We start from the raw sequence: 26516 nt of genomic DNA, 5'->3' as shown, positions 1-26516 counted from the left end.
CCCGGCCCCCCGCCAGCCTCCTGGTCGGCGTTCCGGGCGACGGCCGGCGCCGGCTTCCCGCCATCGGGGCGGGGAGCCGGCGCCAGGCCGGTCGCACGGTCCACGTCAGTTCTTGGCCGGCGCGGCCGCCGGCAGTGTCCCGGCCGGCGCACCCCCGGGCGGCGGCGCGGGGATCTCGTCCGTGATCACCGCACCGGCGAACTGTGACCGGTACAGCCGGGCGTACGCCCCGTCGGCGGCCAGGAGCTGTTCGTGGGTGCCCTGCTCGACGATCCGGCCCTGCTCCATCATCAGGATCAGGTCGGCGTCGCGGATGGTGGAGAGCCGGTGCGCGATGACGAAGCTGGTCCGGTCGGAACGCAACGCCGCCATCGCCCGCTGGAGCAGCACCTCGGTCCGGGTGTCCACCGAGCTGGTCGCCTCGTCGAGGATCAGCAGCGACGGCTCGGCGAGGAACGCCCGGGCGATGGTGATCAGCTGCTTCTCGCCGGCGCTGACGTTGCTGCCCTCCTCGTCGATGACGGTCTCGTACCCGTCGGGGAGGCTGCGGACGAAGCGGTCCACGAAGGTGGCCCGGGCGGCCGCCAGGATCTCCTCCTCGGTGGCGTCCGGCCGCCCGTAGGCGATGTTGTCCCGGATGGTGCCGCCGAAGAGCCAGGTGTCCTGGAGCACCATGCCGATCCGGCCGCGCAGCTCGTCCCGGCGCATCGTCGTGATGTCCACCCCGTCCAGGGTGATCCGGCCGGCGTCCAGCTCGTAGAACCGCATGACCAGGTTGACCAGGGTGGTCTTGCCGGCGCCGGTCGGGCCGACGATCGCCACCGTGTGCCCGGGCTCGGCGACCATGGACAGGTCGTCGATCAGCGGCTTGTCCGGGTCGTACCGGAAGGAGACGTGCTCGAACTCGACGCGGCCGTGCGGGTCCGCGATCCGGGCCGGCTGCGCGGGCTCCGGGCTCTGCTCCTCGGCGTCGAGGACCGCGAAGACCCGTTCGGCCGAGGCCACCCCGGACTGGAGCAGGTTGGCCATCGAGGCGACCTGGGTGAGCGGCTGGGTGAACTGCCGCGAGTACTGGATGAACGCCTGCACGTCGCCGAGGCTCATCGTGCCCGAGGCCACCCGCAGGCCGCCGACCACGGCGATCGCCACGTAGCTGAGGTTCCCGATGAAGAACATCGCCGGCATGATGATCCCGGAGATGAACTGCGCGCCGAAGCTCGCCTGGAACAGCTGCTCGTTCTTGGCGTGGAAGGCGGCCTCCACCTCCTTCTGCCGGCCGAAGACCTTGACCAGCTCGTGGCCGGTGTACGCCTCCTCGATCTGCCCGTTCAGCTCGCCGGTGTGCGTCCACTGGGCGATGAACTTGCCCTGCGAGCGCTTGGCGATCTGGGCGGTGACCAGCACGGACAGCGGCACCGCGACCAGGGCCACCACGGCCAGCAGCGGCGAGATCCAGACCATCATCGCCAGTACGCCGACCACGGTGAGCAGCGAGGTGACCAGCTGGCTCAGGGTCTGCTGGAGGGTCTGCGAGATGTTGTCGATGTCGTTGGTGACCCGGCTCAGCAGCTCGCCGCGGGGCTGCCGGTCGAAGTAGGGCAACGGCAGCCGGTTGAGCTTCTCCTCCACCTCGGCGCGCAGCCGCAGCACGGTCCGCTGCACCACACCGTTGAGCAGCCAACCCTGCGCCCACATCAGCAGGCTGGCGCCCAGGTAGAGGAGCAGGGCCAGGGCCAGCACCCGGCCCAGCCGGGTGAAGTCGATGCCGACGCCGGGCACCACGTCCATCCGGGCCAGCATGTCGGCGAAGTTGTTGTTGCCGGACGCCCGGGCCGCGGCCACCGCCTGCTCGGTGGTGGTGCCGGCGGGCAGCCGCCGGCCGATCACGCCGCTGAAGATCAGGTCGGTGGCGTGGCCGAGCACCTTCGGCCCGATGACGCTGAGCCCGACGCTCGCCACGGCCAGCGCGAGCACGGCGCTCAGTTCCATCCGGTACGGCCGGAGCCGGCCCAGCAGCCGCCGGGCGGACGGGCCGAAGTTCATCGCCTTCTCGGCGGGCATGCCCATGCCCATGTGGGGCGGGCCACCGCCGCCGCGCCGCCCGGCCGCCGGCAGCCGCTTCGGCGTCGCCTTCTCCTGGACCGCGCTCACGCCGCCACCTCCGCGGTCTGCTGGGACGCCACGATCTCGGCGTAGGTCGGGCAGGTCTGAAGCAGGTCCTCGTGTCGTCCCATCCCGACGATGCCTCCGTCCTCGAGCACGATGATCTGGTCGGCGTCGACGATCGTGGAGACCCGCTGGGCCACGATCACCACCGCCGCCTCCGCGGTGACCGGCTTCAGCGCCGCCCGCAGCCGGGCGTCCGTGCCGAGGTCGAGCGCGGAGAAGGAGTCGTCGAACAGGTAGATCTCCGGTTTGCGCACCAGCGCGCGGGCGATCGCCAGCCGCTGCCGCTGGCCGCCGGAGACGTTCGTGCCGCCCTGCGCGATCGGCGCCTCCAGCCCGCCCGGCATCTCGGCGACGAACTCCCGGGCCTGGGCGATCTCCAGCGCCGCCCAGAGTTCGGCGTCGGTGGCGTCCGGGTTGCCGTAGCGCAGGTTGCTGGCGACCGAGCCGCTGAACAGGTACGGCCGCTGCGGCACCAGCCCGATCCGTCGCCACAGCTCGTCCGGAGCCAGCTCGCGGACGTCCACCCCGTCCACGAGCACCGCTCCGGTGGTCGGGTCGACCAGCCGCGGGATCAGGGTGAGCAGGGTCGTCTTGCCGGCGCCGGTGGAGCCGATGATCGCCGTCGTCCGCCCGGGCTCGGCCCGGAACGAGATGTCGTGCAGCACCGGGGCGGTCGCCCCCGGGTACTGGAAGCCGACCCCGCGCATTTCCAGCTCGCCCTGGCCGGACACCTCGGTGACCGGCCGCGCCGCCGGCACCACCGAGGAGTCGGTGTCCAGCACCTCGACGATGCGCTCGGCGCAGACCGCCGCCCGGGGCACCATCATCAGCATGAAGGTGGCCATCATGACCGACATCAGGATCTGCATCAGGTACTGCAGGAACGCGGTCAGCGCGCCGATCTCGATCTGACCGGAGTCGACCCGGCCGGCGCCGAACCAGAGCACCGCGACGCCGGAGATGTTGAGCACCAGCATCACCAGCGGGAAGATCAGCGCCTGGAGCCGGCCGATCCGCAGCGCGGTCGCGGTCAGGTCGGCGTTCGCGACCCCGAAGCGCTCCGTCTCGTACGGCTCGCGGACGAAGGCGCGGACCACCCGGATGCCGGTGATCTGCTCGCGCAGCACCCGGTTGACCGTGTCGATCCGGGTCTGCATGAGCCGGAAGGTGGGCACCATCTTCCGGATGAGCAGGCCCAGCGCGATCGCCAGCACCGGTACGCAGACCAGCAGCAGCCAGGAGAGCCCGACGTCCTCGCGGAGCGCCATCACCACGCCGCCGATGCTCATGATCGGCGCGGCCACCAGCATGGTGCAGCTCAGCAGCACGAGCATCTGCACCTGCTGCACGTCGTTGGTGTTGCGGGTGATCAGCGAGGGTGCCCCGAACCGGGCCACTTCGCGGGCGGAGAAGCGGTTGACGTGGTGGAAGATGGCACCCCGGACGTCCCGGCCGAAGCTCATCGCGGTCTTCGCGCCGAGGTAGACGGCGGTGATCGAGCAGGCGATCTGGAGCAGGCTGACGAGCAGCATCCAGCCGCCCGTGCGCAGGATCTGGCCGGTGTCGCCGACGGCCACGCCACGGTCGATGATCTCGGCGTTGAGGCTCGGCAGGTAGAGCGAGGCGATGGTGCCGACGAACTGGAACGCCACCACGGCGGCCAGTAGCCGCCGGTACGGGCGTAGGTGGTCACGGAGTAGGCGGATCAGCACGGACGTTCCCCCGGGGTCGTCTCGGTGTCGGGATCGCTGTTTCGGTTCAACCGACGGAGGTCCCCGTCGGACATGCTCGTGATGAGTTCGACGAGGAACTCCCGGATCACCGCCTGCTTGGCCGGGTCGGCGTCGACCGAGGTGAGCGGGCGGTTGCTGTGGATCAGGTCGATGATGGCGAGGGCGTGCTCCCGACCCTTGTCGGTCAGGGTGAGCTGGACGCTGCGGCGGTCGCTGGGATCCCGCTGGCGGGCCACGAAGCCGTCTCGTTCGAGCGTGTCGACGATGCCGGTGAGCGTGGCCGGCCGGACGAAGCATCGTTCCGCCATCTCGCGGTGCGTGCTGTCACCCGCCCGGAGCAGGATGAGCAGCACGCGCATGCCGGCGGAGGTGAGCCCGTGGTGTTCGGCGAGGTAGCGCCCCCAGTGCTGCTCGACCACGTGGCCGGCGATGGAGATCAGCCGGCCGAGCGGCGCGTGCTTGAGCGCGTCGGGGAAGCTGACGAGCGGTCCTGTGTTCACGGGAACAGGTTAGCCCCCAGACTGTCAGGCCCCAAACTAATTTCCGAACACCCGGATCGGTCCCGATCCCGAGGCCGCCGCCCCGTTGGTCACCAACTGGTCGGCAGCGGCATCCCCTCGGTGTAGCCGGCGGCGCTCTGCACGCCGACCAGGGCCCGCTCGTGGAACTCCTCCAGGTTGCGGGCGCCCGCGTAGGTGAAGGCGCTGCGTACGCCGGAAATGATCTCGTCGATCAGGTCCTCCACCCCCGGGCGTGCCGGGTCCAGGTGCATCCGGGCCGAGGAGATGCCCTCCTCGAAGATCGCCTTCCGGGCCCGGTCGTACGCGCTGTCCTCCGCCGTGCGCGCGCTGACCGCGCGGGACGACGCCATGCCGAAGCTCTCCTTGTAGCGCCGGCCGTCCGGGTCGGTGTACAGGTCGCCGGGGGACTCGAAGGTGCCGGCGAACCAGGACCCGATCATCACGTTCGAGGCGCCCGCCGCCAGAGCCAGCGCCACGTCGCGCGGGTGGCGTACGCCACCGTCCGCCCAGACGTGCCGACCGAGCTCCCGGGCCGCCGCGGCGCAGTCGAGCACCGCCGAGAACTGCGGCCGGCCCACGCCGGTCATCATCCGGGTGGTGCACATCGCGCCCGGCCCGACGCCGACCTTGATGATGTCGGCGCCTGCCTCGACCAGGTCGCGTACGCCCTCGGCGGTGACCACGTTGCCGGCCGCGACCGGGACCGCCGGGTCGAGTCCGTGGACCGCCCGCAGCGCGGAGATCATCCGCTCCTGGTGGCCGTGCGCGGTGTCCACGACCAGCGTGTCCACCCCGGCCTCCAGCAGCGCCGCGGCCTTGCCGGTCACGTCGCCGTTGATGCCCACCGCGGCGGCGATCCGCAGCCGGCCCCGGTCGTCCACCGCCGGCTTGTAGAGCGTGGCGCGCAGCGCGCCCTGCCGGGTCAGCACGCCGACCAGCCGCCCCTCGGCGTCCACGACCGGGGCGAGCCGCCGCCGGCCGGCCGAGAGCCGGTCGAAGCCGGTACGCGGGTCCGCGTCCGCCGGTACGGTGTGCAGCTCGGTCGACATCACGTGCCGGAGCTGGGCGAAGCGGTCCACGCCCACGGTGTCCGCCTCGGTGACCACGCCGACCGGGCGGCCGGCCTCGTCCACCACGATCACCGCGCCGTGCGACCGCTTCGGCAGCAGGTGGATGGCGTCGCCGACGGTGTCCGTCGGGCCGAGGGTGATCGCCGTGTCGTGCACCAGGTGCCGCTGCTTGACCCAGGCGACGACGTTGGCCACCACCTCGATCGGAATGTCCTGCGGGATCACCGCGATGGCGCCCCGACGGGCCACCGTCTCGGCCATCCGCCGGCCGGCGACCGCCGTCATGTTCGCCACCACCAGCGGGATGGTGGTGCCGGTGCCGTCGGCGGTGGCCAGGTCGACGTCGAGCCGGGAGCCCACCTCGGAACGGTTGGGCGCCATGAAGACGTCGTTGTAGGTCAGGTCGTGCGCGGGGGCCGCGCCGTGAAGGAACCGCACCCGGACATCATTCCTGCCGCCGCCCACCCGTGCCCGCGATGGTCACGGAAAACACCTTCGCCGGCGTGGCCGGTCGCCGTCAGCCGAGCAGCAGCGCCGCGGCGGTAGCGGTCATCACGACGGCGACGCCGCCGTCGAGCGCCCGCCAGGCCGCGGTACGGGCGAGCAACGGCGCCAGCCGGTGCGCCCCGCCGCCGAGCGCGGTGAACCAGGCCACGCTGGCCAGCGCGCCACCGGCGCCGAACGCCCAGCGGCTCTCGTGCTGCTGGGCCACGCCCCCGAGCAGCAGCACCGTGTCGAGGTAGACGTGCGGGTTGAGGTAGGTGAAGGCCAGGCAGGCGAGCACCGTCGCCCGGAGGGTCGCCGGCGGGCGCTCGGTGGGGGCGAGGGCGCCCGGGCGCAGCGCCCGGCGGGCGGCGAGCACGGCGTAGCCGAGCAGGAACGCGGCACCGACCCAGCGGACGGCGGAGAGCAGCCCCGGCCGGTCCGCCACGGCGGTGCCGAGACCGGCGATGCCCACCGCGATGAGCAGGGCGTCGGAGGCGGCGCAGGTGACCACCACGGGCAGCACGTGTTCGCGGCGCAGCCCCTGGCGGAGCACGAAGGCGTTCTGCGCGCCGACGGCGACGATCAGCGCGAGGGAGACGGAGAACCCGGCGACGGCCGAGGGGAGCAGGTCGGACACGCGCTCGACGCTACGGAGGCCAGCCGGATGCAGTCCAACTAATCTTTTTGATGCTCCGTAAGCTGAGCTGATGGAAGGACTCGACGCGATTCAACTGCGCACCCTGGCCGCAGTGGTCGGGGAGGGCAGCTTCGAGGGCGCGGCCCGCGTCCTGCACGTCACCCCGTCGGCGGTGAGCCAGCGGATCCGCGCGCTGGAGGAGATCGTCGGGCAGGTGCTGGTACGCCGTACCCGCCCCTGCCGGGCGACCGGGGCGGGGCAGCCGCTGCTCCGGCTGGCCGGCCAGGTGACCCTGCTGGAACGGGAGGCGCTGGCCGAGGCGCGCGGGGTGCTGGACGGGGCGGCGGTGCGCGCCCGCGTACCCGTGGTGGCGAACGCCGACTCGCTGGCCACCTGGTTCGTCGCCGCGCTGGCGCGGGTCCCCGCCGAGCTGGCGGTCTGCTTCGACGTACGCCAGGACGACCAGGACCACACCGCCGAGCTGCTGCGCGACGGCGCGGTGATGGCGGCGGTGACCGCCCAGCGGGAGCCGGTGCAGGGCTGCCGCGTACGCCCTCTCGGCGCGATGCGCTACCGGGCGCTCGCCGCCCCGGCGCTGGTCGGTCGCTGGTTTCCCGACGGGCTGACGACCGCCGCGCTGGCCGGGGCGCCGATGCTCGTCTTCGACCGCAAGGACCGGGTCCAGCACCGCTTCGTGCGGTCGGTGACCGGCCGGGAGCTGGACCCGCCGATGCACCACGTGCCGTCGGTGCCGGCGTTCAGCGAGGCGATCCGGCGGGGCCTCGCCTGGGGGCTGGTCCCCGAGGGGTTGGCCGAGGCCGACCTGGCCAGCGGCGCCTGCGTCGACCTGGACCCGGGGCGGTACGTCGACGTGCCCCTGTACTGGCAGCACTGGCGGCTGGAGTCACAGGTGCTCGCCGCACTGACCGACGCCGTCCGCGCCGAAGCGGCGATCACCCTCCACTGACTGCCCACACCTGGTGAGAAGGGCCCCTGCCCTGCCGGAGGTGCCTTTCTCACCCCTCAGGCGATGGTGCAGATCGGGGCGCCGGCGCTGATCACCGCGCCGACCTCGGCGGCGAGGCCGCTGACCGTGCCCGCCTTGTGGGCGTGCAGCGGCTGCTCCATCTTCATCGCCTCGAGGACGACGACCAGGTCCCCCTCGGCGACGGTGTCGCCCTCCGCGACGGCGATCTTGACGATGGTCCCCTGCATGGGGGAGGTGAGCGCGTCGCCGCTGGCCGCCGCGCCGGCCTTGGCGCCGCCGCCCCGGCGGGCGGGCTTCTTCGCGGCGGGCGCGGCGGCCGTGCCCGCACCGAGGCCGGCGGGCAGGCTGACCTCCAACCGCTTACCCCCAACCTCGACCACCACGGTCTCGCGCTCGGCCGGGCCCTCGACGGCGACGGCCGGGGCCGTGAAGGCCGGAACGGTGTTGTCGAACTCGGTCTCGATCCACCGGGTGTGCACGGTGAACGGCTCGGCGGTGAACGCCTCGTCCCGGACCACCAGGCGGTGGAACGGCAACGCGGTGGCCATGCCCTCGACGACCATCTCGTCCAGCGCCCGGCGGGCCCGCTCCAGCGCCTCGGTACGCGTCTCGCCGGTGATGATCACCTTGGCGAGCAGCGAGTCGAAGTTGCCGCCGATCACGTCGCCGGCCGAGATGCCGGTGTCCACCCGGACGCCCGGCCCGGTGGGCAGCCGCAGCGCGGTGATGGTGCCGGGGGCGGGCAGGAAGTTGCGGCCCGGGTCCTCACCGTTGATCCGGAACTCGATCGAGTGTCCGCGCGGGGTCGGGTCCTCGGTGAAGCGCAGCTTCTCGCCGTCGGCGATGCGGAACTGCTCGCGGACCAGGTCGATGCCGGCGGTCTCCTCGGTGACCGGGTGCTCCACCTGGAGCCGGGTGTTGACCTCCAGGAACGAGATGGTGCCGTCGACGCCGACCAGGTATTCCACCGTGCCGGCGCCGTGGTAGCCGGCCTCCCGGCAGATCGCCTTGGCGCTGTGGTGGATCTGCTGGCGCTGCGCGTCGGTGAGGAACGGCGCGGGGGCCTCCTCGACCAGCTTCTGGTGCCGGCGCTGCAGCGAGCAGTCCCGGGTGCCGACCACGATCACGTTGCCGTGCTGGTCGGCGAGGACCTGCGCCTCCACGTGCCGGGGCTTGTCCAGGTACCGCTCGACGAAGCACTCGCCCCGGCCGAACGCGGCGACCGCCTCGCGGGTGGCCGACTCGAACAGGTGCGGGATCTCCTCCATGGTGCGGGCAACCTTGAGGCCGCGCCCGCCTCCGCCGAAGGCCGCCTTGATGGCGACCGGCAGGCCGTGGTCGACGGCGAAGGCCATCACCTCGTCGGCGCTGCCGACCGGGTCCGGGGTGCCGGGGACCAGGGGCGCGCCGGCACGCTGGGCGATGTGCCGGGCGGTCACCTTGTCGCCCAGGTCGCGGATCGCCTGTGGGGTCGGTCCGATCCAGGTCAGCCCGGCGTCGATGACGGCCTGGGCGAAGTCGGCGTTCTCGGAGAGGAAGCCGTAGCCGGGGTGCACGGCGTCGGCGCCGGACTTCGCGGCGATGTCGATCAGCTTGTCGATCCGCAGGTAGCTGTCGGCCGCGGTGTCGCCGGCCAGGGCGTACGCCTCGTCGGCGAGGGTGGCGTGCAGGGCGTCCCGGTCCGAGTCCGCGTAGACGGCGACGCTCTCCAGGCCGGCGTCGCGGCAGGCGCGGATGACGCGGACGGCGATCTCGCCGCGGTTGGCGATGAGTACCTTGCGCACCTTGGTGGCTCCTCCCGGAGGGTCGATTCCGGGAGTGTATCGGCCCACTCTCCTGGCCCTAACGATCGCTCAGGGTGGGATGCGGCACGGTCACATCGCGCTCTAGTCAAACTTGGCTATTACGCTTGTCCGGTGTCGGCAACGCGGATGATGATTCTCGGCCTGGTCAGGTGGATGCAGCCGGTGCACGGCTACGACGTGCGCCGTGAGCTGCTGAGCTGGAGCGCGGACAAGTGGGCCAACGTGCAACCGGGATCGATCTACCACGCGTTGCGCAAGCTCGCCGACGAGGGGCTGCTCCGCGCGGTGTCCACGGAGCAGGTGGGTGCCCGTCCCGCCCGCACCACCTACGAGGTGACCCCCAAGGGTGAGGACGAGTTCGAGACCCTGCTGCGCGCGCAGTGGTGGCAGCTCCACGAGCCGCCGGACCCGTTCGTGGCGGCGTTCTCGTTCCTGCCCGCGATGCCGCGCGACGAGGCTGCGGCGGCGCTGCGCAACCGGGCCAACCTGATCCGGGCCGGTATCGAGTCGATGCGCGCCTCGCTGGACTCGGACTGGGTGCGCAACAGGAAGCCGGTGCACGTCGGGTGGATGTTCGAGCTGTGGCTGGCCCGGGGCGAGGCGGACATGGCCTGGTGCGAGCGGATCGCCGAGCGGATCGAGTCGGGAGTGTCATACCTGCCCGCTGAACTGGAGGGGGCCGAGGGATGGTCGGGCTGGGAGGACCGACTGCCGGATCGCACCGCCAACGCGGAATAATCAACGTTGACCACAGACGCTATATCGCGTTAGTGTCGGCCCGAATCGCGGGGAGTGGTTTGTCCTCCTCGTGGGACGATCGGCGGCCGGTCACGTCCGGCCCGGGACGACCAGGAGCACAGACATGATCGAGACCAGAGGGTTGCGGAAGTCGTTCCGCTCCCGCGCGGGTCGCGAGACAAAGACGGTGGATGCGGTCCGGGGCGTCGACCTCGATGTCGCCGCGGGGGAGATCTTCGGCTTCCTCGGCCCCAACGGCGCGGGCAAGACCACCACCCTGCGGATGCTCGCCACCCTCATCGAGCCGGACGGTGGCGAGGCCACCATCGCCGGGGCCGACCTGCGCAAGGACCCGGCCGAGGTGCGCCGCCGGATCGGGTACGTGGCCCAGGGCGGCAGCACCTGGGACGAGTCCACCGCCCGCGAGGAGCTGGTGCTGCAGGCCCGGCTCTACGGCATCTCCAAGGCCGAGGCGCACCGGCGCGCCACCCGCGCCCTGGACGCCTTCCAGCTCAGCGAGTTCGCCGACCGCAAGTGCAAGACCTACTCCGGCGGCCAGCGCCGGCGCGTCGAGATCGCGCTCGGCATCATCCACGAGCCGAAGATCGTCTTCCTGGACGAGCCGACCACCGGCCTCGATCCGCAGAGCCGGGCGCACATGTGGGACGAGATCCGCCGGCTGCGTACCGAGGGGATGACCGTCTTCATCACCACGCACTACCTGGACGAGGCGGACGCGCTCTGCGACCGGATCGCGATCATGGACCATGGCGAGGTGGTCGCCGAGGGCACCCCGGCCGAGCTGAAGCGGGAGATCTCCGGAGAGGTGGTGCTGGTCGGCCTCGACGCCGCCGCCACCCCGCGCGCCGCCGAACTGCTCGACACCGAGGCGTACGTCAACAAGCTGGAGACCGCCGAGGAGGGCGGCCTGCGCCTCTACGTCGACGAGGGCGCCACCGCCATCCCGCAGGTGCTGCGCCGCCTCGACGGCGCCGGGCTGGACCTGCGTTCCATCGAGCTGCACCGCCCCAGCCTCGATGACGTCTTCCTCACCAAGACCGGCCGCTCGCTGCGCGAGTCCTGACCAACAGGAGAACCCTCATGAAACTCGCCCGCGACACCTGGCTGATCTTCCAGCGCCAGATCCAGCTGCTGCTGCGCAACCCGGTCTGGGTCTTCGTCGGCGTCTTCCAGCCGGTGATGTACCTGCTGCTCTTCGCCCCGCTGCTCAAGCCCGCCCTGCGGGTGTCGACCCAGGCCGAGGCTTACAAGGTCTTCGTCCCCGGCCTGCTGGTGCTGCTGGCCATCTTCGGTGGCCTGTTCCAGGGCTTCGGCCTGATCGCCGAGCTGCGCGCCGGGGTCATCGAACGGTCCCGGGTCACCCCGATCAGCCGGCTCGCCCTGCTGCTCGGCCGCTCGCTGCGGGACGTGGTCTCGCTGATCGCGCAGGCGGTCATCATCACCGTGCTGGCGCTCCTGTTCGACCTGCGGGTGTTCATCGGCTACCTGCTCCTGGCGTACCTGATGCTGGCCCTGATCGCGCTGATGACCTCGGCCGTCTCGTACGGGGTCGCGCTGAAGGTCAAGAGCGAGGACGCGCTCGCCCCGCTGATGAACACCGTCGCCCAGCCGGTGCTGCTGCTCTCCGGCATCCTGCTGCCGCTCACCTTCGCCCCCGGCTGGCTGCAGGGCGTCGCCAAGTGGAACCCGTTCTCCTGGGCGGTCGACGGCGTCCGGGCGCTGTTCGCCGGTGACCTGAGCAACGCCAAGGTCTGGCAGGGGTTGACGATCATCGCGGTGCTCGCCGTCGCCGGTGTGGTCTGGGCCGCCCGGCAGTTCGCCCGCAGCGTCCGCTGAGTCGACGAGAGTTGCCTCTCACCAGGGGCGGGGCACCGGTTCGACGCGCGTAGCGTGGGCCGGTGCCCCGCCTCACCCATGACAGGACGACCTGGTTCGCCTATGCCCAACTCGGGCTGTGGGGCTTCTTCCTCTACGGGTTCGGCCCGGTCGTACCCCTGCTCCGCGATGAACAGGGCACCAGCGCCGCCGTCGCCGGCCTGCACAGCACCGGCATCGCGGTCGGCGCGCTGCTCGGCGGGGCGCTCTTCGCGCCGGCCGCCCGCCGCCTCGGCCGCGGCCCGGCCATCTGGCTCGGCCTCGCCGGCGTGGCCGCCGGCGTCGCCGCCCTCGGCCTGCTGCGTCCGCTGCCGGCCACCCTCGCCGTCGTCGCCCTGATCGCCACCTTCGGCATGATGGTGATCAGCGGGGTCAGCGTCGTGCTCACCGCCCACCACGGGCCCGCCGCGCCCGCCGCGCTCACCGAGGCCAACGCCGCCTGCGCCGGCATGGGCATCCTCGCGCCGCTGGTCATCGGCGCCACCGTCGACGCCGGCCATGGCTGGCGGCCGGTGATGGCCGTCGAGGTCGGGCTGATCGCGCTCGTCGCCCTCGCCGCCCTGGCGTTCCGGGTACGCCTACCGAACGGTGCCCCCTGCGACAACTCCAGCTCAGCGCGTCTGACGCCGCGCAGTGACCTGGAGCCGTCGGCTGCCGCGGCTGCCGCCGAGCCGGTCGCGGTGACCGCCTCGGCGACGGCGGAGGCGGCCGGCGGGGCACCGGTCGGCTCGCCGGCCCCTGCGCGGGACGGGCTCGCCGGGACCGGCGCGCCCAGCGGCGGCCCGGCCGGCACCCGTGCGTCCGACCGGCTGCCGGCGACGTACTGGATCGCCTGGGTGCTGATGTCGGTCACCGGCTCGATCGAGGTGTGCCTGTCGCTCTGGGCCGCCGACGTGCTCCGCACCCACGCCGGGCTCGGCGCCGGCGGCGCCTCGGCGGCGATCGCCGCGATCGTCTGCGGCATGTTCGTCGGCCGGGTGGCCGGCGGCCGGTTCGCGCTGCGCTGGCCGCCGGTGCCGCTGCTGCTCGCCGCGCTGGCCGTCTCCCTGGTCGGGTTCACGCTCTTCTGGGCCGCCCCGGTCGGCTGGCTGGCGGTCACCGGCCTGGTCGTGCTCGGACTGGGCAACGCCCTGCACTACCCGCTGGCCATCTCCATCGCGCTCGCCGTCGCCGGGCCGGCCGCGGACAAGGCGGCCGGCTGGGCGTCGTACTCGATGGGGGTCGGTTTCGGGATCGCGCCGGTCGTGCTCGGCTGGGTGGCCGACGGCGTCGGGCCGCACCTGGCCTTCCTGCTGCTGCCCGGCTTCATCGTGGCGGCCGTGCTGCTCACCGTGCGGCTCGGCCGAGCCCTGCGCGCGCCGCGTCCGGCCGTTTGATCGATCCGTTGCGGCGCGGCGGCGGCGTTCGGCTCAGCGCACCCGGGCCAGGGTGACGCCGTCGGCGAGCGGGAGCATGACCACGTCGGTGCGTACGTCGGACAGGATCTCGTCGTTGAACGCGGCGATGGCCCGGTCGTCGGCGTTCTGCGGGGCGAGCACCCGGCCGCCGCGCAGGGTGTTGTCCACCGCGATGACGGCGCCCGGCCGCATCCGCGGCACCAGCTCGTCCCAGTAGATCGGGTAGCCGACCTTGTCGGCGTCGATGAACGCGAAGTCGAGGTATCGCTCCCGGGGCAGCTCCCGCAGCCGGTCGGCGGCCGGGCCGATCCGCAACTCGATCCGGTCGTGCACGCCGGCCCGGGTCCAGTACCGCCGGGCGACACCGGTGTATTCCTCAGAGATGTCGAAGCAGGTCAGCCGGCCGCCCTCGGCGAGCCCCCGGGCGATCGCCAGCGAGGAGAGCCCGGTGAACGTGCCGACCTCCACCGCCTGCCGCACCCCGAGCAGCCGGGTGAGGAAGGTCAGGAACGCGGCCTGCTCCGGGGCGACCTGCATGTCCGCCTGCGCGGGAAGGGCGGCCCGGGTCTCCGCGGCCAGCTCGCGGACGATCTCGTCCGGAGCCGATCCGTGCGCCACGAGGTAGGCGAGCAGTTCGGGGGTCAGCGGCAAGGATTTCGTGCTCATGCTCGGACGCTAACCGAGATGGTCGATCTCCTGGCCCCCGGGCGCGACCTTCGTCCACAGATCGGTGATGCTCAGCTCCAACTCACCGAGGAGGCTGCGCAGCAGCGGCAGGCTCAACCCCACCACCGTGCCCGGGTCGCCCTCGATGCCGGCCAGGAACGCCCCGCCCAGCCCGTCGATGGTGAACGCCCCGGCCACCGCCAACGGCTCGCCCGTCGCCACGTACGCGGCGATCTCCGCGTCGCTGATGTCCGCGAAGTGCACCGTGGTCGAGGCCACCGCCTCCGCCCGCGCCTCATGAACGATGTCGATCAGGCAGTGCCCGGTGTGCAGCACGCCACTGCGGCCGCGCATCCGCTGCCACCGCCGGGTGGCGTCCGCCGCGTCCGCCGGCTTGCCCAGGATCTCCCCGTCGAACGCCAGCACCGAGTCGCAGCCGAGCACCAGCGTCCGCTCGTCCGGCGTGGCCTGCAGCCGGCCCAGCACCGCCTGCGCCTTCAGCCGGGCCAGCTCCAGGCACAGATCCTCCGCCCGGTCACTGACCACCTGCGACTCGTCGACGCCGCTGACCAGCACGTCGGGTTCGATCCCGGCGGCTTGGAGCAGCTTGCGGCGGGCGGGACTCTGCGAGGCGAGCACGAGGCGCAGCGGTAGGGAACTCAACACCCCGCCGACGCTACCGGCTGATTCGGGGCGGCGGGTCGTCGGCACGGCGGCGTCGTCGCCAGACCAGATAGCCGCCGCCCGCCGCCAGCAGTACGCCCAGTGTCGCCAGGCCACGGGCGGTCGCGCCGTCTCCGCTCGCTTCTGCTGACGCCGCCCTGGTCGAGGCGGGCGCGGTCGCCGCCGTGGACTCGAAGCCCAGCGGAGGTACGTCTGCGGTGAGCGCGGCGACCAGGTCGATGACGCCGTAGCCGTACTCGTCGTCACGGCCGGGTGGTCCCTTGTCGATCGCGGTGGCGGTCAGGCGGTGCGCGACCTCCTGCGCGGGCAGGTCGGGAAACTTGGATCTGATCAGCGCGGCTGCGCCAGCGACGATGGCTGTCGCGTCGGACGTCCCGGTGCCGACTCGGTAAGTGCCGTTGATGCTGGTGCTGTAGATGTCCACAGCCGGTGCGGCGACGTCGACTTGCGGACCTGTGACCGAGACGGCAGCGTGCGAGCCATCCTTGTTTACACCGCTGACCGCAATGACTCCGTCTCGGGAGGCCGGATATCCAACGAAGGCATCCTGGGGACGGTTACCCGCTGAAGCAACTATCACGACGTCCGCTGAAAGTGCAGCATTGACTGCTTTTATGAGTCGTTGGGTAGCGCCGCCTACGCTTGAGATACTGATGATGTTAGCCCCATGAGAGATCGCATATTCGATCCCGTCCGCTAGGGCATCTGATTCGCCGCCTCCATCAGTGGGCGTAACAATGACTGGCAAGATCCGGGCGTGGGGAGCGATGCCAAGGGCTCCCCGGGTGCCGCCTCGGCCTCTTGCTGCGATCAAGCCCGCCATCCCAGTCCCGTGGCCGATTAGATCATGCTGGCCATTGCCGGTTCCTCCCGAAATTGCATCGGCTCCCTGTAGCAGATTGGGGACCAGATCAGGGTGAGAGTCGACGCCGGTATCCAGTACCGCTACCGTTACGCCGTCGCCTAGGTTAAGGCGATGGGCCTTTGCTATTTGTAGATATTGCAAATGCCACTGGTCGCTGCGGACGCGATCTACTCCTGGCTGCGTGCCCTTGGCGTTTGCTGGAGAAGGTAACAGAAGCGATGTTGCGGACAAGGTAGTGGCGAGCAGTGGGCTCCAGCCGCGTTTCACCTGTCGAATCCAATTGCGGGTCCCGGATCAATCGGGCCGTCCTCGTTGGGCGACCGCATTACAGGATCAACACCCCGTTCGGTCTCCCAAGGATTGTGCGGATCCCAATTGCGCCCCTTGTCTTGGCTCGGCTTCCGGCGGCTAGTTCCTCCCGTTGATGAGGAGGGATCCAAACAGCCGCTGATTGGCGGCATTACGTTGGCGGTACCAAGTTGGGATGCGCGAACGCCGCCGGGACGAGATCCTGCGGCCCCTTGTGGTGATGTGCCAGCGGCGCCGCTACCGATTACACCTCCCACCGGATTTACGCGGCGAGGGGACATCGGACTTCCGGGCTGGCCTAGGGCCGTCCCGAGGGGATTTCCGATGATGCCGCCGGGCGGTATGGGCCGTTGGTTTGAGAGGGCAGGGTTGTTCGGTAGGCCCTTACCGGTCGGCGAGCTGGCTTTGCCGGCATCGCCAGACGGGCCACCGAGCGGATTCATTGTGCCACCTCGTAGCCACGGTGCAGTAACTGGCAGCGTTGGCGGTTGTCCGATGCCTAGAGACGGAGCCGCCGGAGGGGCTGGCGAGGTGACGCCAGATGCTGGGATGGTTGGACTTGCTGCTGGTCCTGCTGCGATGCCGCCTAAGACCGGCCCAGTTCCAAGGACAGGGCCTGCACTTGGACCAGGAGGTGTGGGAACAGGTCTCGCGGGCTTGCCAGTGGCGGCCACGGGCATCGCGGACGCCGGTTCGGTCGGCACCGGCACGACCGGTGGGATGATCGGGACGGAGTCGGCAGGGCCCCCATAGGGATCACCGTTCGTGGAGTCGCGAACTGGCCGAGCTGGGGGTGGGGGCTGGCGGAGCATTACTTGGGCTTGTTGGAGTTCGCCGCTCAACCCCGTCATCAAACTCCGCGCCCGCACGTTCAACCGCTCCAGGTCCGCGTCCGTCACCGGTGGCTGGTCGGGTAGGCGGCTGCCGGCCACCGCCTTCAGGTCGGCGAGCGTGGCCTCGTACGCCCGCTTGTGCTGGAGTTTGGCCGCGTACTCGTCGTGGATCGGCTCGAGTTCGGCGCGGGTGCTGGCGATGGCGCGAGTGGCGGCGGCGAGTGCGTCGTAGTTCGCGGCGGCGGCGTCGTGGGTGCGCTGCACCTTGTCGATGAGCTGGTCCAGTTCGCCGAGGTAGGCCCGTGCGGCGGCGTTGCTCTCCGGCGGCCAGGCGTCGGCGAGGCCTAGGCGATATTCCTGGAGCCGGCCGAGGTGGACCCGGGCGAGGTCACAGATCTTGCGCCACCCGGCCACCTGCTTCCACTGCCCGGCGGTCTCCTGGTCGTGGAGGCACGCCCACATGCTGAGCACGTCCATCAGCCGCCAGTCGGTGACGCCCGACGTGCGGCCGCTGCCCCGCTCGATCACGGCAGCACCACCGGCCCGTCCTCGGGTGAGGTCGGATCGGGCAGCGCGGGGACGGGGCGTCCCACGGTCGCCTCGGAGCGCCCGAGGGCCCGCTCGACGTCGGCGACCCGGGCGGCGGAGAACGCGTCGGAGTTGACGTACTGATCGGCGATCCGGCCCGCGGCGCCGGCCAGGTGGCCGGTGGCGGGGCCGAGGTCCCAGACCATGTGGACCGTGGCCTGCTGGGTCTCGTGGTGCGCCTGAAGGAACTGGACCAGCTCGATGAACGCGTCCGCGGGGTTGGGGACCGGTGCCTTCATGTCGTCGGCGATGTACGACAGGTGCGGGGCGTAGTTGCGGGTGACCTCGTCCTGGAGCCGGTCGGCGAACTCCCGCATCTGTCGGATGTCGGCCTCGATGCCGCCGTAGCCCCGCAGCCAGCCCGCTGGCCGATCCTCCTCGGGGATCATCGACCCTCCCTGTCCGTCACCGCACCATTTCCCTGAGTGAGATTAGTGGCTCGGCAAGGTTCCTGGCAGCCCCGCTCGCGCGTTCGGCTCAGGCAGCTCGTACCCCGGGGGAAGGTCAGTGGGGGAGGCCGGAGGCGCGCCACGCGCCTGGACCGGCGACGAGCGCAGCGCCAGCCGCGCGACCGCTGCGTGTCCACTGCGACACGGCGGCCGGCACCGCGGCGCCGGCCGGTCGGGCCCGCACGACGATGGCGCCGACCAGGGCGGCCAGCTCCTCGGCCGTGGGCACCCCGCGGACGATCCGGAACAGCGGTTCTTCGGCAGGCATGAGGCCAGGGTACGCGTCGAGAACTTGACCTTGGTCGCACAGTGGCGTGCCGGCGGCGTGACGGTTGGTGCCGCCGGGTACGGTTTCAGCGATGTCTAGCGCACTTCCCCAACTTGTCGCCGACCGGTACCGGCTCATCTCGCCGCTCGGGCAAGGCGGCATGGGTCGGGTATGGAAGGCGCGCGACGAGGTGCTGCACCGGGACGTGGCCATCAAGGAGCTTGTTCCGCCGCCCAGCCTCACCCCGGAGGAGCGCCGCGAGATGCGGGAACGCTCGCTGCGGGAGGCGCGGGCGATCGCGCGACTGAACAACATCAACGTGGTCCGCATCTTCGACGTCCTGCGGACCGACGGCGATCCGTGGATCGTCATGGAGTACGTGCCGTCCAAGTCCTTGCAGGACACCATCGCCGAGGACGGCCCGGTGTCGCCGGCCAAGGCCGTCGAGATCGGCCTCGGGGTGCTGGGCGCGCTGAAGGCCGCCCACAAGGCCGGCGTCATGCACCGCGACGTCAAACCGGGCAACGTGCTGCTCGGCAACGACGGTCGGGTGGTCCTCACCGACTTCGGCCTGGCCACCATCCCCGGCGACCCGAACGTCACCCGCACCGGCATGGTGCTGGGCTCGCCTGCGTACATCGCGCCGGAGCGGGCGCGGGACGGCACGGCGGGGCCCGAGGCCGACCTCTGGTCGCTGGGCGCGACCCTCTACGCCGCCGTGGAGGGCAAGTCCCCGTACGCCCGGCCGTCGGCGATGGCCACCCTGGCCGCGCTCGCCGTCGAGCCGCTCCCGCCGCCGAAGAACGCCGGGCCGCTCAAGCCGGTCCTGCAGGGCCTGCTGCGCAAGGACCCGGCTGAGCGGATTCCCGCCGAGGTGGCGGAGCGCCTGCTCCGCAAGGCCGTCGGCCGGCGCGCGAAGAGCATCTCGTTGCTCGACGGCGTACGCCGGCCGGGGCCGAACGGGTCGCGGGCGCCGCGCCAACCACTGGTTCCGGCGCCGCGTCCGGCAGACCGCGCCGGGCAGCCGCCGGCCACCCCGGCCCCGCGCAAGCCCGCCACGGGTACTGCCGCTGCCGCCGGTGGCGCGGCGGTCGCCGCGGATGCCACCGCCAAGGTTCCCGACGGTTCGGATGTGGGGCCCACCGCCAAGGTGGACCTGCCGGTGGCCGAGCCGACCGCGAAGCTCGACGCCGCCCCGGAGCCCGCCGTCGACGAGACGCGGGTGGACGGGCCCGACCCCGCCCTCGACGAGACGCAGGTGGACGGCACGCCGGCCGTCGACACCCGGGTGGAGCCGCCGTCCCCGCCGAGGACCCCGACCGCGGTCCTGGCCGCGCCGGTGAGTCCGGCACCGCCGAGCGGCCGGGCCACGGTCATTCCGGGTACGAAGCCGGAGCGCAACCGACGCAACCTGCTCATCGGCGCGCTGGTCGCGGCGCTGCTGATCGGCCTCGCGGTGGCTGTGCCGCTGCTGAACAGCGGCGACGACAAGGGCGGCGGTGGCCGGCCGAGCGCCGCCACCTCCGCACCGCCCACCACCAGCACCCCACCGACGTCGGCCGCGCCGACCAGCGCAGCGCCCAGCCCGACTCCCTCGGCGACCCCGCCCGCATCCTCCGACACTTTGCCCGCCGGCTGGCACTACTACACGGGCCCGAACGGCTTCCAGGTGCCGATCCCCGACGGGTGGCGAGCCAGCGTCCGTGCCGCCGACCACTCCGTCGTCTTGTACGAGGTCGGTGGCGCGGGGCGCGTGCTGCTCATCCAGTGGACCGATACCCCCAAGAAGGACGCCTACGCGGACTGGCAGAAGCAGGAGCCGGCCCGCAAGCGCCGCGTCAACGACTACAAGCTCGTCAACATCACGCGCTGCGACCCCTACTACCGCACCTGCGCGGACTGGGACTGGCTGGAGACGCGAAAGAACGTCCGCTTCCACGTGCGCAACCGGGGCGTGGTCACCGCCAGCAACCGGGGCTACGCACTCCGCTGGGAGGTGCCGGAGAAGGACTGGGAGGCCAACCTGTCCAACTTCGAGATCATCACCACCGGCTTCAAGCCGGACCGGCGGAACTGAGACCGGGGAGTCCCCCCGCCGCGAACTGACTCGCATGGCCTCCTGTCGTACGGGGTACTGGAACCCGCGACGACGGAAGGAGGTACGACATGGGTTACCGACACAAGGACACCGGACCCCGGCTGGCACTGTGGATGCTGGTCGCGCTCGGGGACATCGTCCTGCTGCTGATGAGCGCCGGCCTCTCCGCGCCGATCGGGGTGCTCGCTGTCGCGGCCCTCGTCGTCGTGGGGGTGGCGGCGTGGCGCCTGGCCCGGCGGACCACCCTGACCGGACGGGGCGCGGCGCCCGCGCCGGCCGGCACGCGACGCCGGGCCTGACCGGGGCGCCGTAGACGACGACGGCGGCAGCCGGACGAGCTGTCGACATGACAGCTGGGTCCTGCTGCTGCCGATCTGTTTCGTCGTAACCGGTCAGGCGTAGTGGGCCAGCGAGATCAGGCGGGTTCGCGGAGTAGGCTCCCGCCCCATGCCCCTGATCGACGGCCTGACCACCCTCTGGGACAAGCTGACCGGCGTGCAGCCCGAGCCGCCGCCGTTGCTGGTCCTGCTCACCGCCGTTGTCGCGCTGGCAGTGGTCGCCACCCGGGTGCCCTGGCGGATCACCCGCAACGCCGTGACCATCGCCCACGAAGGCGGCCACGCGCTGGTGGCGTTGCTGACCGGCCGGAAGCTGCGCGGCATCCGGCTGCACTCGGACACCTCCGGGCTCACCCTCTCCGCCGGCCGCCCCAGCGGGCCGGGGATGATCCTCACCCTGCTCGCCGGGTACGTGGCTCCGGCGCTGCTCGGTCTCGCCGGGGGGTGGCTGCTCGCCGGCAACCGGATCACCCTGCTGCTCTGGATCGCGGTGGCGCTGCTGCTGGCCATGCTGTTGATGATCCGCAACGTCTTCGGCGTGCTGTCGCTGCTGGTCACCGGCGGAGTGGTGCTCGCCGTGTCCTGGTACGCGTCCGCTGAGGTGCAGGCGGCCTTCGCCTGGACGTCGGTCTGGTTCCTGCTCTTCGGCGGCGTACGCCCGGTGGTCGAACTGCAACGGGTGCGCAGTCGAGGCCGGATGCCCGAGTCCGACGCGGACCAGCTCGCCCGGCTCACCCCGTTCCCTGCGCTGTTCTGGGTGAGCGTGTTCATGCTGGTCAGCCTGGCCGCGCTGGCCGCCGGCACGCTGCTGCTCGCCGGCCCGATCCTCACCGACGCCGGCCTCACCGGCTGAGCCACCGCGCTCCGACCTCGGCCCGGTGCTGGCGCGCCACGGCGGTCGAGCAGGCGAGGCAGAATCAGACAGATGCGATACGTGATCATCGGGGCTGGCGCGGTCGGCGGCACCATCGGCGTACGGCTGGGGGCGGCCGGCCGCGACGTGACGCTGGTGGCCCGCGGCGCGCACCTGGACGCGATCCAGGCGCGGGGCCTGGTCCTGCGGACGCCGGACGGTACGGTGACCGGCCGGCTCCCGGCCGCGGACGGGCCGGACGACCGCCCACTGCCGGCCGACACCGTGCTGGTGCTGACCGTCAAGTCGCAGGACACCGGGACGGCCCTGGCGACCTGGGTGGACGCCCCGGTCGAGGGTGGCGGCACGGCGGGCCAGCGGCTGCCGATCTTCCTCGCCCAGAACGGCGTCGCCAACGAGCGGGCCGCGCTGCGGCTCTTCGCCCGGGTGCACCCGGTCTGCGTCTGGCTGCCCGCCACCCATCTGGAGCCGGGTGTGGTCGTCGCCAACGGATATCCACACTCGGGCATGCTGCACCTGGGCCGCTATCCGTCCGGATCGGACGACGCCAGCCGGGCGGTGGCCGGCGATCTGACCGCCGCCGGGTTCGTCGCCCCGGTCCGCGACGACGCGATGCGGTGGAAGTACGGCAAACTGCTCGGCAACCTCGGCAACGGCCTCCAGGCGCTGCTCGGCGCGGACATCCCCGAGGCGCTCGCCGCCCGGGTACGCACCGAGGGGGAGGCCGCGCTGGCCGCCGCCGGCATCCCGCACACCACCCGCGAGGAGGAGGCCGCCGAGCGGGGCGACCAGGTGCAGCGCCGCCCTGTCGACGGCGAGGAGCGGGCCGGCGGCTCCACCTGGCAGAGCCTGGCCCGGGGTGCCGGCTCCGCCGAGGCCGACCACCTCAACGGCGAGATCGTGCTGCTCGGCCGGCTGCACGGCGTACCGACGCCGGCGAACGCGGCGGTCCAGCTCGCCGTCCGTCGGGCGGTACGCGAACGGATCCCGGCCGGTGGGTTCCCCCTCGCCGAGCTGGAGAAAATGATCGGCTGACCGGGGCAACCGCACCCCCGGCCCCAGGCGTCTCACCTGCGACCGTCACGGGGGAGGTAACAGCGTGTCGGACGTCGACGGGTTCGACGAGTTCTATCGGGGCAGCCGGCAGCGGCTGCTCGGCTTCGTCTACGTGCTCACCGGCAACCTCGCCGAGGCCCAGGACGCCGTGCAGGAGGCGTACATCCGGGCCTGGCAGCGCTGGTCGACGGTGCGCGAGTACGACGACCCGGAGGCCTGGCTCCGGGTGGTGGCCAGCCGGATCGCGGTGAGCCGGTGGCGCAGCCTGCGCAGCCGCGCGCGGGCGTACCTGCGGCACGGGGCGGAGGAGAGTGTCGCGCCGCCCAGCACCGACACCGTCGAGGTGGTGGCCGCGCTGCGCCGGCTGCCCGAGGAACAACGCACCGCCATCGCGCTCTACTACCTGCTCGGTATGCCGGTCGCTGACGTCGCCAGGGAGACGGCGGCCCCGGTCGGCACGGTGAAGGCACGGCTTTCCCGGGGGCGTGCCGCGCTCGCCGGGCTGCTCGCGGTCGTGGATCTGGAGGAGGCCGCCGATGCGTGACGAGGACATGGCATTCGTCGATCTGGTGCAGCGGGATCTGCGGGACGTCCGCTGGCCCGAACCGGGCGAGATCCGCGCCCGGGCCCGGCGTCGGCGCCGGCGCACGGCGTTGGTGGCGGGCGTGGCCGTGCTGGCGGTCAGCTCGGCCTCCGCCGTCGCGGTGGCCGCTCACCGCGACGCGCCGCCCACTCCCGCCGGCGTGGCCGGCGCGCGCGCCGAGATCCCGGCCGAGGCGCTGCTGTCCGAGCCTGACCTGCCGGTGCAGGCGGACATGGAGATCAGTGAGTCGGGCCTCGGAGAGCCCGTGCAGGTCGACTCGATGCTCGAGACGTGCGGCCGGGAACACGGCGTGAGCGTGGCGCCGGTGGAGTCACGCTACTCGCGGTCCCGCAACCTGTTGCGCGCCGACCGGATTCAGCGCCTTCCGCTGCAGGTGCTCGTCCAGGACGTCTACCGGTTGGCGCCGGCCGCGCCCGGCCGGCTCTTCGCGGATCTCGACCGGCTGGTGGGGGCCTGCCCGACGTGGCTGCAGACGACGCCGACCGAGCGGGGCGGGCGGCCCGTGACGGTGTCGATCCAGTATCGCTGGCAGGTGCTGGACCTGGACTTCGCCGGGGACCGGGCCGTCCTGCTGCGGCGCGTCTGGTCATCGGAAGGTTGGGGCTCGGCGGGCCTGTCGAACGGTGAGGACCTGCGCGCGGTCGTGCAGGTCGGTGACCTCGTCACGGTGCTCACCCCGGATGTCGGGATGAATTTCGACCCGGCGGACAAGATCGATGAGGGGCAGGTGCGGGACCTGGCTCTCACCGCCGCCGAGCGCATGTGCTCCGCCGCGAATCCGCGCTGTTGACGGCGACGAGACCCCGCCGTGATCGGCGGGGGCCTCGGGCCCGGGTCAGAGCGGGATGTTGCCGTGCTTCTTGGGGGGCAGGGTCTCCCGCTTGGTACGCAGCACCCGCAGGGCACGGACGATCTGGGTACGGGTCTCGTGCGGCGGGATCACGCTGTCGACGTATCCGCGCTCGGCGGCGATGTACGGGTTGGCCAGCGTGTCCTCGTACTCGGCGATCTTCTCGGCCCGGACGGCCGCCGGGTCCTCGGCGTTCGCCAGCTCCTGCCGGTAGAGGATGTTCACCGCGCCCTGGGCGCCCATCACCGCGATCTGCGCCGTCGGCCAGGCGAAGTTGAGGTCCGCGCCGAGGTGCTTGGAACCCATGACGTCGTACGCCCCGCCGTACGCCTTGCGGGTGATCACGGTGACCTTCGGGACGGTGGCCTCGGCGTACGCGTAGATGAGCTTGGCGCCGCGGCGGATGATGCCGTCCCACTCCTGCCCGGTGCCGGGCAGGAAGCCGGGCACGTCCACGAAGGTCAGCACCGGGATGTTGAACGCGTCGCAGGTGCGTACGAACCGGGCCGCCTTCTCCGACGCGGCGATGTCCAGCGTGCCGGCGAACTGCATCGGCTGGTTGGCGACCACGCCGACCGGGCGCCCCTCGACCCGGCCGAAGCCGACCACGATGTTCTGCGCGTAGAGCGGCTGGACCTCGAGGAACTCCCCGTCGTCGAGGACGTGCTCGAGCACCTGGTGCATGTCGTACGGCTGGTTCGCCGAGTCCGGGATCAGCGTGTCCAGCTCCCGGTCGGAGTCGGTGACGCCCAGCTCGGCCGGGGCCTCGAAGACCGGCGGCTCGTCCAGGTTGTTCGACGGCAGGTACGACAGCAGCGCCTTGACGTATTCGATCGCGTCGTCCTCGTCGGTGCCGAGGTAGTGCGCGTTGCCGCTGCGGGTGTTGTGGGTCCGGGCGCCGCCCAGCTCCTCCATCCCGACGTCCTCGCCGGTGACCGTCTTGATCACATCGGGGCCGGTGATGAACATGTGCGAGGTCTGGTCGACCATCACGGTGAAGTCGGTGACCGCCGGCGAGTAGACCGCGCCACCCGCGCACGGACCCATGATCAGCGAGATCTGCGGGATGACGCCGCTGGCCCGGACGTTGCGGAAGAAGATCTCACCGTAGAGGCCGAGTGAGGCGACCCCCTCCTGGATCCGCGCGCCACCGGAGTCGTTGATGCCGACGACCGGGCAGCCGATCTTCATGGCGAGGTCCATCACCTTGACGATCTTCTCGCCGAAGACCTCGCCGAGCGAGCCGCCGAAGACCGTGAAGTCCTGCGCGAAGACGCAGACCTTGCGGCCGTCCACCGTGCCGTAGCCGGTCACCACGCCGTCGCCGTACGGCCGGGTCCGCTCCAGCCCGAAGTTGGTGGACCGGTGCCGGGCGAACTCGTCCAGCTCGACGAAGGAGCCCTCGTCGAGCAGCATCTCGATCCGCTCCCGGGCGGTCTTCTTGCCCCGCGCGTGCTGCTTCTCGACCGCGCGTGCCGACCCGGCGTGCACCGCCTCGTCGACCCGGCGTTCCAGGTCGGCCAGCTTGCCGGCGGTGGTGTGGATGTTGATCCCGGTCTCGGTAGTCACCCAGGGAATATAACGATGGTTCAGGTGGGCGCCGCTGTGCAGTCCGCCTCACCGGCTGTCGGCGCCCGGGCGACGCCGGGGCCGTAGGCTGGCGGGATGCCCGGTTCGCCGTACACCGACCTGGACCGTCCGCCGCTGTCGGCGGCCCGGCTGCGGCGCGCGTTGGTCGCCCCGCACGGACCGTGGCGTCGCCTGGAGTTGCGCGCGGAGACCGGCTCGACCAACGCCGACGTGGTCGAGGCGGCCGCGGCCGGCGAGCCGGAGGGCCTGGTGGTGGTCGCCGAACGGCAGACCGCCGGGCGGGGCCGGCGCGGCCGGGTCTGGCAGTCGCCGCCGCGAGCCGGCATCGCGACCAGCGTCCTGCTCCGGCCCGGTGAGGCGGTCCCGGAGCGCGGCTGGCCGCCCGTGCCCCCGGTCGGGTACGGCTGGCTGCCGCTGCTCGCCGGAGTCGCGCTGGTCGAGGCGGTGACCCGGCTGGCCGAGCTGGAGGCCCGCCTGAAGTGGCCCAACGATCTGCTGATCGACGGCGCCAAGTGCGCGGGGGTGCTGGCCGAGGCGGTGCCGGGCGGCGCTCCGGCCCAGCCGTCCGCGGTCGTCATCGGCATCGGCCTCAACGTGACGCTGCGCGCCGACGAGTTGCCGGAGAACCCCAGCGGGCTGCCCGCCACCTCGCTCCAGCTCGCCGGCGCCGCCGCCACCGACCGGGACCCGCTGCTGCGCGCGCTGCTCCGCTCGCTCGCCGACTGGTACGACCGCTGGCGCGCCGCCGGCGGCGACGCGGTCGCCAGCGGCCTGCGGGAGGCGTACGTGAACGCCTGTGCCACTGTCGGCCGCCAGGTTCGCGTGCTGCTCCCCGACGGCCGGGAGGTACGCGGCACCGCCACCGGGGTGGACCCGGACGGCCAGCTGCAGGTCGACACCCCGGCCGGCGAGCTCCGCCTGGCCGCTGGCGACGTCCTTCACGTCCGCTGAACGGACCGGCCCTTCCTGGGCGCTCACGAGCAGGGCGCTCAACGCCGACCGCG

24 protein-coding genes are annotated in these 26516 nt (G+C 72.0%); 12 read left to right on the top strand and 12 right to left on the bottom strand.

Annotated features, from left to right (window positions below; genetic code table 11):
• Positions 1 to 105 precede the first annotated feature (105 nt).
• The 5 genes from ACNAVT_RS02020 to ACNAVT_RS02000 form a co-directional block, all read right to left on the bottom strand.
• Complete coding sequence (locus ACNAVT_RS02020; protein ID WP_416292830.1) at positions 106 to 2073, bottom strand: ABC transporter ATP-binding protein; 1968 nt, start codon at positions 2071 to 2073, stop codon at positions 106 to 108.
• A 74-nt stretch (positions 2074 to 2147) separates the two neighbouring features.
• On the bottom strand, positions 2148 to 3881 hold the full coding sequence (locus ACNAVT_RS02015; RefSeq protein WP_416292236.1) for an ABC transporter ATP-binding protein: 1734 nt from the start codon (positions 3879 to 3881) through the stop codon (positions 2148 to 2150).
• Positions 3875 to 4402 carry a MarR family winged helix-turn-helix transcriptional regulator gene (locus ACNAVT_RS02010; RefSeq protein ID WP_416292234.1) on the bottom strand — a complete coding sequence of 176 codons (528 nt, stop codon included), beginning with the start codon at positions 4400 to 4402 and terminating at the stop codon, positions 3875 to 3877. The genes ACNAVT_RS02015 and ACNAVT_RS02010 overlap by 7 nt, the downstream gene beginning before the upstream one ends.
• A gap of 89 nt (positions 4403 to 4491) precedes the next feature.
• A complete protein-coding gene (locus ACNAVT_RS02005) occupies positions 4492 to 5931 on the bottom strand; it encodes a GuaB1 family IMP dehydrogenase-related protein (protein ID WP_416292232.1) in 1440 nt (479 codons plus the stop codon).
• Between the two features lie 79 nt (positions 5932 to 6010).
• Positions 6011 to 6607 carry a LysE/ArgO family amino acid transporter gene (locus tag ACNAVT_RS02000; RefSeq protein WP_416292829.1) on the bottom strand — a complete coding sequence of 199 codons (597 nt, stop codon included), beginning with the start codon at positions 6605 to 6607 and terminating at the stop codon, positions 6011 to 6013.
• Positions 6608 to 6686: 79 nt separating this feature from the next.
• Here ACNAVT_RS02000 and ACNAVT_RS01995 point away from each other — a divergent pair, with 79 nt between their 5' ends.
• Positions 6687 to 7583, top strand: a complete 897-nt coding sequence (locus ACNAVT_RS01995; protein WP_416292230.1) for a LysR family transcriptional regulator ArgP — start codon at positions 6687 to 6689, stop codon at positions 7581 to 7583.
• Positions 7584 to 7639: 56 nt separating this feature from the next.
• Here ACNAVT_RS01995 and ACNAVT_RS01990 read toward each other — a convergent pair whose 3' ends face one another.
• The gene (locus ACNAVT_RS01990) at positions 7640 to 9388 is read right to left on the bottom strand and encodes an acetyl/propionyl/methylcrotonyl-CoA carboxylase subunit alpha (protein ID WP_416292228.1); all 1749 of its coding nucleotides are present in this window, start codon (positions 9386 to 9388) and stop codon (positions 7640 to 7642) included.
• 147 nt (positions 9389 to 9535) lie between these two features.
• Here ACNAVT_RS01990 and ACNAVT_RS01985 point away from each other — a divergent pair, with 147 nt between their 5' ends.
• The 4 genes from ACNAVT_RS01985 (at position 9536) to ACNAVT_RS01970 (ending at position 13419) form a co-directional block, all read left to right on the top strand.
• A complete protein-coding gene (locus ACNAVT_RS01985) occupies positions 9536 to 10147 on the top strand; it encodes a PadR family transcriptional regulator (RefSeq protein WP_416292827.1) in 612 nt (203 codons plus the stop codon).
• 124 nt (positions 10148 to 10271) lie between these two features.
• A complete protein-coding gene (locus ACNAVT_RS01980) occupies positions 10272 to 11231 on the top strand; it encodes an ATP-binding cassette domain-containing protein (RefSeq protein ID WP_416292226.1) in 960 nt (319 codons plus the stop codon).
• 17 nt (positions 11232 to 11248) lie between these two features.
• On the top strand, positions 11249 to 12004 hold the full coding sequence (locus ACNAVT_RS01975; protein WP_416292224.1) for an ABC transporter permease: 756 nt from the start codon (positions 11249 to 11251) through the stop codon (positions 12002 to 12004).
• A 62-nt stretch (positions 12005 to 12066) separates the two neighbouring features.
• Entirely contained in the window at positions 12067 to 13419 is a 1353-nt protein-coding gene (locus tag ACNAVT_RS01970) for an MFS transporter (protein WP_416292222.1), read from the top strand.
• A 33-nt stretch (positions 13420 to 13452) separates the two neighbouring features.
• Here ACNAVT_RS01970 and ACNAVT_RS01965 read toward each other — a convergent pair whose 3' ends face one another.
• The 5 genes from ACNAVT_RS01965 to ACNAVT_RS01945 form a co-directional block, all read right to left on the bottom strand.
• Positions 13453 to 14106 carry an O-methyltransferase gene (locus ACNAVT_RS01965; protein WP_416292220.1) on the bottom strand — a complete coding sequence of 218 codons (654 nt, stop codon included), beginning with the start codon at positions 14104 to 14106 and terminating at the stop codon, positions 13453 to 13455.
• 9 nt (positions 14107 to 14115) lie between these two features.
• On the bottom strand, positions 14116 to 14772 hold the full coding sequence (locus ACNAVT_RS01960) for a Maf family protein (protein ID WP_416292218.1): 657 nt from the start codon (positions 14770 to 14772) through the stop codon (positions 14116 to 14118).
• A 10-nt stretch (positions 14773 to 14782) separates the two neighbouring features.
• Positions 14783 to 15901, bottom strand: a complete 1119-nt coding sequence (locus ACNAVT_RS01955; protein WP_416292825.1) for a S8 family serine peptidase — start codon at positions 15899 to 15901, stop codon at positions 14783 to 14785.
• A 1420-nt stretch (positions 15902 to 17321) separates the two neighbouring features.
• The gene (locus ACNAVT_RS01950) at positions 17322 to 17774 is read right to left on the bottom strand and encodes a hypothetical protein (protein ID WP_416292216.1); all 453 of its coding nucleotides are present in this window, start codon (positions 17772 to 17774) and stop codon (positions 17322 to 17324) included.
• 115 nt (positions 17775 to 17889) lie between these two features.
• On the bottom strand, positions 17890 to 18102 hold the full coding sequence (locus tag ACNAVT_RS01945) for an acyl-CoA carboxylase subunit epsilon (protein WP_416292214.1): 213 nt from the start codon (positions 18100 to 18102) through the stop codon (positions 17890 to 17892).
• Positions 18103 to 18193: 91 nt separating this feature from the next.
• Between ACNAVT_RS01945 and ACNAVT_RS01940 the strand changes: the two genes are divergently transcribed.
• The 6 genes from ACNAVT_RS01940 to ACNAVT_RS01915 all read left to right on the top strand — a co-directional run bounded on the left by ACNAVT_RS01940 (position 18194) and on the right by ACNAVT_RS01915 (position 23862).
• Complete coding sequence (locus tag ACNAVT_RS01940) at positions 18194 to 20179, top strand: protein kinase domain-containing protein (RefSeq protein WP_416292212.1); 1986 nt, start codon at positions 18194 to 18196, stop codon at positions 20177 to 20179.
• Between the two features lie 89 nt (positions 20180 to 20268).
• Positions 20269 to 20499 carry a hypothetical protein gene (locus ACNAVT_RS01935; RefSeq protein WP_416292210.1) on the top strand — a complete coding sequence of 77 codons (231 nt, stop codon included), beginning with the start codon at positions 20269 to 20271 and terminating at the stop codon, positions 20497 to 20499.
• A gap of 148 nt (positions 20500 to 20647) precedes the next feature.
• Positions 20648 to 21391 carry a M50 family metallopeptidase gene (locus ACNAVT_RS01930; protein ID WP_416292208.1) on the top strand — a complete coding sequence of 248 codons (744 nt, stop codon included), beginning with the start codon at positions 20648 to 20650 and terminating at the stop codon, positions 21389 to 21391.
• Between the two features lie 72 nt (positions 21392 to 21463).
• The gene (locus ACNAVT_RS01925; RefSeq protein ID WP_416292206.1) at positions 21464 to 22447 is read left to right on the top strand and encodes a ketopantoate reductase family protein; all 984 of its coding nucleotides are present in this window, start codon (positions 21464 to 21466) and stop codon (positions 22445 to 22447) included.
• Positions 22448 to 22511: 64 nt separating this feature from the next.
• The gene (locus tag ACNAVT_RS01920) at positions 22512 to 23012 is read left to right on the top strand and encodes a SigE family RNA polymerase sigma factor (RefSeq protein ID WP_416292204.1); all 501 of its coding nucleotides are present in this window, start codon (positions 22512 to 22514) and stop codon (positions 23010 to 23012) included.
• Positions 23005 to 23862 carry a hypothetical protein gene (locus tag ACNAVT_RS01915; protein ID WP_416292202.1) on the top strand — a complete coding sequence of 286 codons (858 nt, stop codon included), beginning with the start codon at positions 23005 to 23007 and terminating at the stop codon, positions 23860 to 23862. Before ACNAVT_RS01920 ends, ACNAVT_RS01915 begins: the two co-directional genes overlap by 8 nt.
• Before the next feature lie 45 nt (positions 23863 to 23907).
• Here the strand turns inward: ACNAVT_RS01915 and ACNAVT_RS01910 are convergent, their stop codons facing one another.
• Positions 23908 to 25491 (bottom strand): acyl-CoA carboxylase subunit beta, encoded by a 1584-nt coding sequence (locus tag ACNAVT_RS01910; protein WP_416292200.1) that lies wholly within the window; start codon positions 25489 to 25491, stop codon positions 23908 to 23910.
• Between the two features lie 96 nt (positions 25492 to 25587).
• On the opposite strand from ACNAVT_RS01910, the gene ACNAVT_RS01905 reads away from it, so the two are divergent.
• Complete coding sequence (locus ACNAVT_RS01905; protein WP_416292198.1) at positions 25588 to 26463, top strand: biotin--[acetyl-CoA-carboxylase] ligase; 876 nt, start codon at positions 25588 to 25590, stop codon at positions 26461 to 26463.
• The last annotated feature ends 53 nt before the right edge of the window (positions 26464 to 26516 follow it).

It is taken from the genome of Micromonospora sp. SL4-19 (assembly GCF_047921475.1).
Classification (GTDB): domain Bacteria; phylum Actinomycetota; class Actinomycetes; order Mycobacteriales; family Micromonosporaceae; genus Micromonospora.
This window is presented reverse-complemented; position numbering and strand designations above follow the sequence as displayed.